A 13,056-nucleotide genomic window follows, 5' to 3' on the forward strand; every position below is an offset into this window, starting at 1 on the left:
CCGCCTGCAGTGCGACGATGCCGCCAATCCGGGCGACTGCGTCCAGCAGCCTGGTGATATCCGTGATCGCCTTCGCCGGATCGGTGACATACGGCCGTATCCCCAACTCCATCAGCCGTGGGTCGGCCAGGCGTTCTCGCTCGCGACGGAGCTCATCTACCGCGGCGGCGTCCATGGTCTCCGCATCGAGATCCCGGATATCAATATCGAGGTCGATTCCTACACCGTTAGCCGACAGCATCCTTGGTAGCTGCGCGCGATCTTCCGCCGCGATATCGGCGAGCCTGGCTAGCGCATCACTCAAAACGACACGGGCGCTCGGGTTCTCGGCGGCCGGTCCGAGCGCGGCCTCGATCGCTCGATCGAACCTGCTGGTGAGCACCTTCAGTCGCGCGTCCCGCTGTGCGATCGCCTTGGCGTAGGCGCGCACTGCCCTGCAGTCCTCGAAAGCAACTGCGAGCTCGTACTTTTCCTGCTCTCGCGGCAGATCTCGGATCCGCGCGTCCGCTGGCCACGGCTTTGGTGTCAGCGATTCCAGAGTGCTCGGGAACATTTCCTCCGGATCACTGCCCAGCAACTCCTGCAGCCGCTCACGCGTTTCGGCGTAACGGGCCTCCACCGTCTCCAAGGTCTGCTGCGCCACCCGCATACTCGGGCGCATGCAGTAGACATTCGTAATGTCCCGGTCCCGGACAATCTCCATTTCCGGGATCGTGTCTTCGGTCTTCTGGACAAGCCCCGCCAATTCGGCGAGTTCCGCAATCCGACCGGCCATTTCCCGCACCGAGGCAGCCGAGTCCAGCCTCTGTTCGTAGCGCGTATATGCGTCGTAGAGTTTGTCTTCCAACGCGTCGATACGGCGGGCCCCGAGGGTGTACCGGTCGATTTCCGCGATCTTCTGCATCACCTCGAAATGGTCGAAGAACTCGGCCGCAATGGCTTTCACCGTCTGGTCGACGCCGAAGGCCGCCAGCACCTTGCCGACCTCTTCATGCACCCGCGACTGGTCGGTCAAATCCCGCTCGGCGATTTTCACCTGCGCGGCCAGCTGCCGCCGGAGGTTGCCGAGCTCTTGCTCGAATGCGCTCCTGGCCTTCGATTTCGGGTTCAGCAACTGCGAGCCCACGGCACCGAGCGGGGCGACCTGATTGCGGAACTCGTGATGTAGCTCGGCGATCCGCTTGTCGTGGTGGCGGCGCAATTCGACCATCGCCACCGACAACTCGGGAGCAACAACCGTTGCGGCCCTTATCTTCCCGCGCAACAACTGCGCAAGGCGTTCCCGGTACGCAGGTGGGGACGCATTACGGAGCGATCCCGACGGATCGGACTTGCCAACGTAGAAGTCCTCGGTACTGGTGCGCACGACACCATCCGCATCGGCGACTTCCACCCGCTGACCACCGGTGTCGAGGAACATACCGAACACCGGACGCCCCGCCGACTCCCGCGACGGCACGAAATTCGGCTGCAACACCCCCATACCCGGATCACGCTTCTCGATCCGAACAGTGCCATCCGGATTTATCCGACGAACCAACCAATACGCATGCCCGACATCCCCGTGCTCGCCCGTACCGTCGACATGCGTCGGCTCGAACACCAGCAAGCCGACCTCGGCCTGCGGCACAACATTTCCGGCCTCGGCACCGTCGGGATCGATACCCTGATTCTCCGCGTCGACCCGCTGTCCCCAAGCCTTCAACCGCTCGACGGCCTCACCGATATTCGCGAAAGCCTGCTTGGGCCCACCCAACTTCTCTTCGATAACGCTGACCCGCATACCCCCGAGCCCGGCGGTGAACTCACCCAGATCATCGCGGCCCGTCTCCACCCCGATGTCCTGCATCGTCAACGGACCACACTGGTTATCCGCATGCGGCCATCGTGCTTGTGGACGTCGATAATCCGTGTCGCTGTCGCCCTGTCGACCGGGCAGCAGGTCGCCCACCTCCGCGGCCGGCCGCAGGACTCCGCGGCCGGCACGGTTGGCCCGGTGCCATTGCTCCCAGTTCGCCATGGTCTTCGCGAACACTGCCGGGTCGAGTCGATGCGACATCGCATACGAAACCCGTGACGGGTGCAGCAACGACAACGACCGGTCCAGCGCACCACCGACACCGCCCTCCGCCAACATCTCGAGTGGCTTGAACTCCTTGATCCACCTTCCGTCGGCGCTCTTGCGGAAGCGGGCATATTTCGGCGCTGCCTTCTGCAGCCAGCCGTCGACGTCGAGGTCCGGCTGCACCAACGAGCGGTTTTGATATTCAGTGAGGGCCGCTTTCAACCCTCTTGTCATGGCATCGCCGTCCAGGTAATTGATCCCGTGGAACCGATCCACAGCATGGATGAATTCATGCCGCAGGACTTGGGCTACCAAGGACCTCGCGGACCGGCTGAACCAGCCAAATCTCTGATTGTTCCGCAGGCTTTTCTCGGACCATTCCCGATCGACCAACGCCCGGCGGTCGATCTCGATGACCGTATAGAAATCAGGGCTGCCCTTCTCGTGACTGGCCCCAGGGGAATACGTCACTGCCAAATTCCCGGCGAGCATGCTTGCTTCGAAGCGAATCTCCCGAAGATTGTGCCTACCACCATATTCCGCGATCAGCGCACGCAATTCGCGATCGACGTCGGCCAAAGCATCCGGATTCGCGTCTTCCCATCCGAGCAACCGAACATGGTGATCGTCATAGAGTTTCTCGACGATCTTTCGGCAGGCTTCGAACGGCGATCCAGCCCCCTCGTCACCATCGACGAGGCCGCGGGTGGATTCATCCCGGTCGCGGGACTCTTCGAAATACGCCCAGACCTCGCCGTGCGACTCGACCCCCGACCTGGTAGCAGCCAGCAGTGACCGGTGCACCTCCTCACCCACCGCCGCGGCACTGTGCTGCGGAATTGCCCAAGCCCCATCCGCGTATTCGACTTGCCCAAGTGGACGGTACTGATCGCATTCGACGGACACCTGCAGCGATCGGACATCGACATCTCCGGAGAATTGCACCTGCAGTCGCATGGTCGGCCGAAGCAGAGCCTGGTTATCCGGAACCGTTCGCGGTCCTTCGAGGCGAACGAACTCCTGAGTTCGGGTGAACTCGTCAGCGGCGCCCTCCTGCCAGATTTCCGATTCCACAGGGAAGTCCGCGATGAATTGCAGCACTTCGCGTCCAGCGCTGCGCACTGTCTCCATTGCCGCCGCAATCTTGTCCTCGTCACGCCAGCCCAACGCCCGCAGCCTGGCCCCCAACACGCGGACAGCCTCGTCCAGTAACTGCCCCTGCCCCCAGCCGAACAGCACTGCCTGGTCACGTTCGGCAAACAAGCCCTCGACAAGCGAGTCCCAGTCCACGCTCGGATCCAGAGTGTCGACACGACTTTCCCGCACCGTTTCGTGCACGGCGATGGCGCGATCGATCTCTCTGACCTCTGCCGTCAAACTGATGTACCGCGCGGCCGAGGAGTGCAGTTTGCCGTGAGTGGACTCGGGAATTTCGCCCAGCAAGCGGGCAACTTCGGCGGTAAATCGTTCCTCCGACCGCAGCGCGGCGAGGTCGACATCCGTGGCCCCCGCGGCTTCGGCGGCGGCAGCAGCAGCCTGTAGCTTCTGGTGCTTGCGCGTCCATTCAGCCACGCGCTCAGCGTGAGCATTCAGGAGTCGGTATCGCCACGGGGCCGTATGCGAGGAGCCAGCCAGTTCCTCGAGCCGGTGGACCACGGAGTTGAGCTCGCGATAACGAAGCGTCGCCGCCCGCAGCTCGGTGTCATAGCGGGCGGAGTCGAGGACCCCTTGTTCGTCCATCCGGCGTCGCGAGGCCGTCAGCTCCTCGTCGAATCGATCCGACGACAAAGCATCCAGGTTGGCATCGACCCTGGCAGCAAGCTTCGCCAGATCTGCTGCGGCACCGGCACGTTCGGCAATCAACTGCCGATAGGTGGGCCGGAATTTTTCCGGAATCGTGTCCGGCGCGCCAGCCTCCCCGGATCCGGCCGTTGTGGCTCTGTCCTTTCCGCGGAAGACTCGCGTCAGACGTCTGCGCCAACCTGGTCGAGATTCACCGTCGCCTATCGTTCCCGACTGCTCGCGCACCGGCACGCCTGTGCCGTCGCCGACCTCGGGCAGCTCCTGCCCAGCCCGGCCCCGCCATTTCCGCCCGATCTGGCTTTTCGGCATGTCACGGCCCGCGACGGCGGACCCCGGCACGTGCTCGACCGCCGGGCGGCCGTCGCCGTGACGCAGGATGGCGTAGGTCTGCCGCACATCGGCCTTGCGCTGCCCGCGGACGTGGTCGTAGGTGATACCGGTGGGTTCTGGACGCTGAATCGCGGTGCGCTGCACCGGGTTTTCCCAGGTCCAGTCGCGGACCTTCACCGTCTTGCCGTCCTCGGCGACATACATTTCGTAGGTGTGCGAGCCCACGACGTCGGGGTTCTCGGGGTCGAAACCGAGGTATTCGTCGGTCACCGCGGCGGTCGCACCCGGTCCCATGGTCAGCAGTTCGTCGGCGATCTTGTCGTGTGCGGTGCTGCCGCCGTCCGGGTCGGTGTGGAAACCGCCCGGATGCCAGCCCGCGCGAAGCAGTTCCGCGTATTCGTCGGCCGTGCGGCCGTGCAGGCCGGGCGCATCCACCGGCGCCGGAAGCCGGTCCGGCCACCTACGATGTTGGGACCAGGCCACATTCGTGGTGCAGTTCGCCGGATTGCCCTCCAAGGCGTATTCGATCAGCGGCACCTCGAAGGAGGTGTCCGGAATCCGGTAGGCGGCCAGATCCGCGCGGTCCACCGGCTCGAAATCGCCCCAGTCGATATCGACATCTGCGAACAGGGACCGCGCCAGAGTCCGATCCCGCGCGGTGTAGGTCAGATCCGTGCCCTCGGGCAGTGTCAGGACCTCCACCCACGGCAGGGATACTTCCAGCGCCCTGCGAGTCTGCAACAGACTGTTGATGTCGTAGAGCAGCCTCTGCGAGGTGACAATGTCGACGCCGTCCGCACCGAAGTACACGACCGTCGCATGCCTGCGCTGGGAGTCGCTGTCGCGCGCGTTCTCGTCGAAGTTTGCCGCAGCGTGGCGCAACCCGTCCACCAGCGAGCCGCTGGTGAAATGTCCTGCCACCGTGACGGTGACGCGAGTGGCGGTGTCGACGTCACCGAACGTGACCATCAGCCGGCGGTCGGTCCCGGTCAAACCGAGTGAAAGCACATGTACCGGTGGGTGGCCGGGCAACGTGGCGGCAAGCTCTTCGGCCTGAATCAAATCGGCCAGCCGCTGTCGCAGCTCGATCAACCTGGCGCTGTCGCTTGCGGACAGCCCGGATTCCGCCGCTGCCAACGACTCCAACCTGAACAGCTCGCGCTGGAGCAACCTCCGATTGGCACGGTCGCGCCATCGCGCGGGGATTCCCCGGTCATACCGCGGATCGACGATCAGCTCCGGCTTCCCTTCGACCAGAGTCCAGCGGTCGTCCCAGGTCAGCTTCCGCCAGATCGTCGCGATTTCCTCCGGCCGCAGGCGCCAGCCGGGGGCGCCGAAATACTGTTCCCAGATGAGATCGGACCGCGTCAGCGCCGTGGGATCCACCAGGTCATCCGGCAAAACCTGCCGTCGCGGAACGCTATTCGCGGTGTCGCCGCCCTGCGGTGGGGTTCGATCTGTCCGGCGCGGTACCTCCGGGCGCAGGTAACCCTCGACCCGCCGGTGTGTTTCCTGCTCGAATTCGTCACGGTAGCCGTCGAACCGCTCGTGCTCGAATGCGGCACGCGTCAGGGCCTTGTCGGCGTCATCCACCACGACGATGCGGATCTGCGGCTCGGCGGTATTCTCCCGGCCCGCACGAACCCTGGCGTCCTCGACCAGCGAAACCAGGTCGCGGGCCAGCCGTTGCGGGTCGGTTCCCTGCCACACCACCGCGGCACGCCGGAGACCCGGGCGACGCAGCGGCAAACCATCCTGCAGGCCGAGCTCATGAGTGGCGTGGCGCAGGCCGGTGCGCAGCGCTTCGGGCGTCGGATCTGCTGCCGTGACGAACACGGTGATCTCGTCGGCGGTGCCCACCTCGCCGATCGACACGAATGAGCTTTCTTCCGAGGAACTTTCACCCAGCGGGAGCGCGATCGGCAGAATCGGTCGTTCCGGTTCGGTCAGGCGGCCGCCTCGGTTCAATGCCGCCAGGAAAGCGCGCAGACGTGCCACCTGCGCCGCCTCGAATGCGTCGAGCCGATCGTTCATCGCGCGCGCGAACAGCCGCATCACCGCGTCGGCGCGGAACGTATCCATAATGCCGTCGGTGCCCGCGACCAGTTCCGCGGCGACCTGGGCGAGCGCGCGGCGTTGCGCCGATGGCAGATCCTGCCATAGTGCCGCCACCACATCCGGCGTGTCGCCATGGCGCTCCAGCCCCACCCGCGCCAGATCGATCGGATCGGCGTCGGCCGGGGCGTCTTCGTAGTCCGACAATACGAACGCCGCCGGCTCCGGGTCCACGCCGCGCGGCGCTTCCGCCACGGTGACATTGCCGTCCAGCTGCGGCTGTGCCTCCCGCGTCACGACGGCCCCGTCACCGTCGCCGACCAGTACGATCTGCGGCTGCCGGTCACCGATGGCGTCGGTGAGGTGTGCTACCAGTGCGTCCGCGTCCAGGCCCACCAGATCGACGTCATGCGGCGCCCGGCCGTGGTCGGCATCGTCGTGATCGATGGGCACGGTCGCGATCATCGCCACCGACCCGCGCCACACCTGTTCGGCGGCAAAGAAATCGACGAGGGACTCGGTAGTCGCGCCGATATCGCCGTCGTTGTGCGCGGTGCGCGCCGCGTAGCCGAGAACGGTGTCCGCGGTGGCCGGGTCCCCGAGCTGGAACACGATCCGGCCGCGGGCGCCGTCCTCGGTCGTCCCGTCGTCGGACCGGACGAACACCGGCGTCGACACGTGGGCGGCTTCGAGACGCGTGGTCAGCGCGCCGAGAGCCAGGAACGCCGCGCGCACCTCGACCCGGCGTTGCAATTCCTCAGGTGATGCCGGTGTATTCCTGGATTCCAGCTGCTGCAGGTCACGATAGGTCCGGTCCAGGGCTGCGTCGAGTGCTTCGGGTTCCCGAGACCCGAGATTCCCGCGCTTGCCGAAGCCACGCCTGAGGGCCACCACCGACTTCTCACCGTCGGCCAGCGGAGTTTCGGCAGTATGCCTCTCCTTCGTGACGACACCTTCCCCGGCCGTCACGCGCTTCATGACGATGCCTTCGGTGGCCGTCACATGCTGTGGCTGGTCCCACTCCTCGAAGGCGCAGTGGACGATTCCGTTCTCGCCCTTCTCGTAGACCATCACTTGGCCGTCGTCGGCCTTGTAGATGAGGAAGACGTGCCCGCCGACCGCACGCCGCCTGCGCCCGGCGTACTGCACCGCGCCGTACACCGCGCCGCCATGGTCTCGCACGTGTTCGGCGATCGCGGCGACGGAATCGAATCCCTCTGCGTGCCAGTCCGCGTGCGCCGCCTCGGCGAACTCACCCCACCCCATGCCCGCGACTGCGATCCGCGGGTCGTCCAGGGCGGGCGGGCTCACCTGGTGCCCCAGCTGCTGCCGGCCGAAGTGCAGCACGGCCGGACCGCAGTTGAACGGCCCTTCGCCTGCCAGGTGGTGCTGCGCGGCAACGGTTCGCGGCTTGGCGACCACCTCGGCGTCGGCGCTCACGGAATCGATCGGCTGCTGCGGCACCCATCCGGCCGGCGGTCGTATCGGCGGGCGTGGACCATCGGCGTCCGCATGCGGCACGGTCGGATCGATGTAGACGATGTGGTGTGCTTGATCGATCACGATCAGCTCACGCAGGCCGCGGATCGGCTTGCGGCGCAACTGGTCACCGATCTGTTCCGCACTGACGCTCGTATCGGACAGGTTGACGATGATCCGGTCGGCCTGCTCCTCGTTCACCTTCTCCCACACCCGGTACATGACGTTGCGGAGTGTGCTGGTGGTGGGGGCGTAATGGTCGAAGATCCGGCCCTCGATGCGGTAATCGGGGTTCTTGGGGCCGGGCACATCCGGGTTCTGCTCGACGTCGTAACCGAGCTGGGCGAGCAGCTGAGCGGCCTCGTTCTCCCGCTCCAATTGCTGACGGCCGATCGCATCGGTCGTGTTGACCTGAGTGCGCCGCCCGGTCGGCGCGCGCAATGGATCAGGTTGCGCGGATGGCAGGGTAACGGCCGGCCGATCTGCGGACGCACCGTCACCGACCCATGGAATGGCCCGCCGGTCCGGGTTCAGTGTGCCGCCGTCCTCGGCAACATCCACGGCAAGCCCGATCCGAGTCTTCGGCTTGGGAACACCGGTGGCTTCCGGGTCGTAGGCCACGGTCGGGGTGCCGTCGGGCAGGCGGAAGATGACGAAGGTTTCCTCGACGCCCTCCTTCGGGATTCCGTCGGATGTATAGACCACATTGAGCTCGTAGCCGACAGGACGCTGAATGGTGTGGCGGTCCGCAGATCCGGTCTGCGTCCAATTACGTACTCGCACAATATGATCGGGGCCGACATACATCTCGTACGCGTGCGCGCCGACCTTGTCGGGGCTGTTCGGGTCGACGTTCGCATCTTCGTCGACCACCACCGCGACGGCACCGGGGCCCATGACGAGCAGCCTCGCCGCGATCCGGTCGTGCGCGGTCTGCCCGCCGATCACTTCGCTGGTGAACGAGTCGGGATGCCAACCGGCTTGCAGGAGTGCGGTGAACTCGTCCGCCGATCGGCCATCCGGACCGACATCTTCTGCGACCGGCAGGTTCAGGTGCTGCCAGTCGGGGTTACGGCGCTGGGAGTGGGATACGTAGGTGGTGCAGTTGGCGTCGAAACCTTCCAGCACATCGTCCCACTGCGTGGGATCGAAGGTGTCCGGTCGCTGGTAGCCGCCCGACGAATCCCCGGTCTCGCGGCCGGAGTGTTCCCACTCGAGCAGAGCCTTGGCTTCGTCCGACAACAGGTCTGCATACGTGTGCGCGGAGTCGGCGATACTCGCTCCGGCGGGCATCGCGCGCACCTCGACCCGGGCCAGACCGCTGGCCGGTCGGTGGTGGCGCTGAACCACCGTCATGTCTTCCAGGTCGAGTGCCAGCTCCGAACCTGCTTGCGCCGCACCCACATTCGCACCGATGTAGGCGACCGAGGACTGTGACCCGCTCGGGTCGAATGCCTCCGCGGCGGCCTCCATGGCGTCGCTGGGCGACACCACGTCCGGATGCGACGACACTGTGGGCAACCGCCCCGCCACGGTGACCGTGATCCCACTCGCGGTGTCCGGATCGTTGTAGGCCGCGATCATCCGCTGCGGACGCCCGCGTCGGACCAGACCCAGCGCCGGAATATCCACACCCAGCGACAGCACATATACGTGAGGGTGGCCCGGCAGGATCGTGGCGTTGCCTGCAGCCACGTCCAAAGCGTCCAGGCGGTTGTTCAGATGCGCCAGTTCGGTTATCCCGCCGGGGATTTCGTCGATCCGGCCCGCCGCCTGTAGGGTCGACAGGTAATCGAGTCGCTGGGCAAGCAGCATCCGGTTGGCGCGGTCACGCCACCGCACCGCAGCCCCCGGCTGCTCGGCGAGCTTCTCCGGCGCCCCCTCCACCAGCAACCAGCGGTCGTCCCGGCTCACCTTTTCCCACCGTGTCTGGAAGGTGTCGCGATCGATCACCGTGGCATCGCCGAACAGGGAGCGCCACAACGTATGCGCCCGCTCGACCACGTTCGGTTCACTGGGCAATTTGGGCAGCAAGGGTCGCGGCTCAACCGTGCCGCGGACCGGGTCGGCCACCCCTTGCCGGGCCGATGTGGCAGCAGGCTGCTCCGGTTCGCCGGGGTCCTGATCCCACCCGAGATCGGAGAAGTCGGCGTCGGGTATCGGCGCCGCGCCGATCTCGAATCGATCCCGGCACTGCACCATTCGGGCGTCGGTCATGGCCGACCCCACCAGCTCGCGGTCACCGGTTGCCGTGGTGACCAGCCGGATCGGCACATTGCCGGGATGGGCCGCGACCAGCTTGGCCAGGTCCTCGGCCAGCCTTTCCGAATCGGTGCCCTGCCAGAGGGCTACCGATTGCGGCCCGAGTTCCCCACGCGCCACTTGTTTTTCGAACTCCCCGCGGGCGCGGAACAACCCCGCGCGCAACGCCTCCGGAGTGGAGCGGACGGCGTCGACGAATACCGTGATCTCTTCGATCGCTTCGGGGGCGGCCAGTCCGGTCGACACGAAGGATCGTGCGCGCGGCTCCTCCCACACCGGCAGCGCCAACAAGCGGGTAGTGAACTCGAAATCGGGCGCCCAATTCTCCTGCAGGGCGCCGATGCATCGTTTGAGCCTGTTCAGGCACTCCACCAACGCCTGCAGCCGGCTCACCTCGGCACGCATACCGACAGCCTGCTGCCGGCTCACCGTCGCCGCCAGCCACCGCATCCATGCCTCGACGTACCCGGGTTCGGCGAATCCGCCCAGTTCAACATCCATTTCGGCGTTGCGGATGACGGCGGCCAGATCCTCCAGTACGGCCTCGGTGATCTCCGTCGGCAGCGGCGGCTGATAGCCCGGCAGATCGAAGGCGTCCGAGGGCATCTCCCGCACAACGCCGTCGAGAGCATCATCGGCCAGCTCGATATAGCGCACACTGCTGCCGGGTGTGTTACCGGCCGGGCTGGCCAGCCGGGCATGAACCAGACGCGCTACCTCGACACCGTCACCGGTGCCGCTGATCTCGACCACGGGCAGATTCGCTCCGCTGCGCGAGGACGATGCGCGACGCTCGTACAGCTGCAACAGCTCCATCGTCAGGGCGTCCGCATCGCTGCCGATCAGGTCGACGTTGTGATGTGCCCGGCCTTCGGGGAGCAGATCGTCGTCGTAGCGCAGCACCGCGATAACCGCGACCGACCCGCGCGCTTGCTGGTCGGCGGTATACCCGACGAGCGATTCGGCGGTCTTCGAGAGCCGATACAGGTCGGTCTCCGTGTGGGCCACCAAGCCGATCACGGTGTCCGCAGTGGCGGTGTCACCGTATTCGAGCACCATGCGGCCCCGGCCACCGACCTGATCACCGCGGCTGTAGTCCAGCAGGAGTACCGGGTCGAATTCACGCCGGATGGCCTCGCGATCGGCATCGCGCAGGACCTCGACTACCGCTTCGACCTCGGCCAGGCGCGACCGATCGTCGCTGCTGTCGAGCGCGAGGTCCTCTGCGTGGAGGTCGCTCCGGTTCTGCTGATCCCGTTCGACGGGGTCCGGCGGGCCACGGTCGTCGCGCGGCAGCCCGGCGAGCGCGACATTCGGTGTGTCGTCCTCGGCCGCGAAGCGCGTTCCCTCCACGAACGGGATCAGGGCATTACCGTCGGCGTCGGCGACGATGCCGTGCACCCGCAAGACATTCAGCTTGTTGCGCTCGGTCAGCCACTCCCGCACCTCGCCGTCGCGGAAGACCTTGCGCTGCCCATCCACCCACTCGTGCACCAGCAGATGGCCGTCGTCGTCGACTTCGACCTCGAACATGTGCCCGCCGACCCGGCGGCCGTTGCGGTAGGTGACGGCACCCGCGATCGCACCACCATGGGCACTTACGTGGGCGATGAGTTCATTCAACGACGCGAACCGTTGCCAGTCGCCGTCGGCCTCCTTCGCCACCTCGTCCTCGTTCACCCCGGCGAGGCCGACATTCGGCAGCACCGACTCGGGTACCGCGAAGTCACCGCCGTTGCGCCGGATGCGCTCCGCGCGGAATTCCAGGAACCGCCGCACCGCTACCGGAGCGCAGATCGGCGGCGGCATGTGTCCCGGGAAGTCCAGTACGAGCGCGGTCGGATCGCTCGACTCGACTTGCCCGATGATTTCCGCAGCGAGGACATGCATTTCGTCGTCGGCGTCGGCACGCGCCTCGTCGTCGAGATCCGCACTGAGCTTGCGGGCCAGCGTCTCGAGCCGTCCGGCCTGCTCGACCAGACGGTCGTAGCGGTGACCCGCACGCACGTACGCGTCGATCGCCGCGGTCACCTGCACCTGGTCCAGATATTGCCGGAGCGCGGCCGTCGTGCCGTCTCGATCAGGGACCAGCTCCAGCCCGCGAAGGTGCTTGCGCAGGTACTTCTCATTCAATGCCGACGTCGGTTTCTGCAGACGCGCGGCCACGTCCCGTAGCAGCTCGGCGCGGCGCGCCCGCGCCCGCCGCACCGCGTCAGGATCCACGGTGTCGGCGTTCACGTTGTAGGCGGCAAGGTCCAGGCGCAGGAATGCTCGTTCGGTGTTGGCCTGGCTCACCTGGTCGGACAGGGAGGCGATACCTTCGCTACCGGCCCACCACTTCAAGTGCGCGATTTCGGCATCCGCGATGACGAAATCCGGTATCTCCTCGATGAATTGGGCGATCCGCGCGACGTGGTCGGCGGACCGCGCCCGTCCGAGCAGGTTGGTCAGCACGTCGCGCAGCCGATCGGCGGACAGGTCGTCCATACTCAACGACAACCCCAGGGCCTCGGTCACCTGGGCGCGGTCGTCTTCGTCCAGGAACTCGGTCATCTCGGCGGCCAAACCCTCGACGCGGGCGAGGAACTGCATGCCCTGCACCAAATGCCGCGCCTGCGCGGCCGGTAGCTCCCATTCCACCTCGATCCCAGGCATCCGCTGCGGACCGGTGTCTTCGAGATACCGCTCGAATCGACGCACCTGCGCATCCGCGAGCACCAGTTTCGAGGCGTTGTCGAACAGATCGGCCAGGGTTGCCAAGTTGTCCAGATCAGTGGCGATCGTAGGCAGCGGACGAATCGTCTCGAGCACCCGGCCGGGTTCGAGGTCGGCCGGGTCCGGTTCCCTGTCGACCGGCAACTGGCTCATCAACTCGGCAACGCGCTCGGCGGCTGCGGCGCGGTCGGTACGCGCGGCCTCGAGCTTCCCTCGGATCTCGAGTTGTGATCCGGTTGGGGCGGAAGCGATTTGGACTGTCGCGGCGCCCGCCATCCGCACCTGGGTGACCGCGCGTGACGTGCCGGTGAGGTGGTTTGCCGGTCCAAAGCCGTACGGGTGCAGCG

1 protein-coding gene (only partly in view) is annotated in these 13,056 nt (G+C 66.2%); it reads right to left on the minus strand.

Every position in this 13,056-nt window falls within one protein-coding gene, locus ACIBW7_RS16440, for an HpcH/HpaI aldolase/citrate lyase family protein, read on the minus strand. The gene is 126,159 nt long; 81,530 of those nucleotides lie to the left of the window and 31,573 to its right, leaving coding positions 31,574–44,629 in view (codon 10,525, partial, through codon 14,877, partial); the first complete codon in reading order (the gene reads right to left) occupies window positions 13,052–13,054. Both the start codon and the stop codon lie outside the window.

Origin of the sequence: Nocardia sp. NPDC049526, assembly GCF_044465765.1 — a bacterium.
GTDB lineage: Bacteria > Actinomycetota > Actinomycetes > Mycobacteriales > Mycobacteriaceae > Nocardia.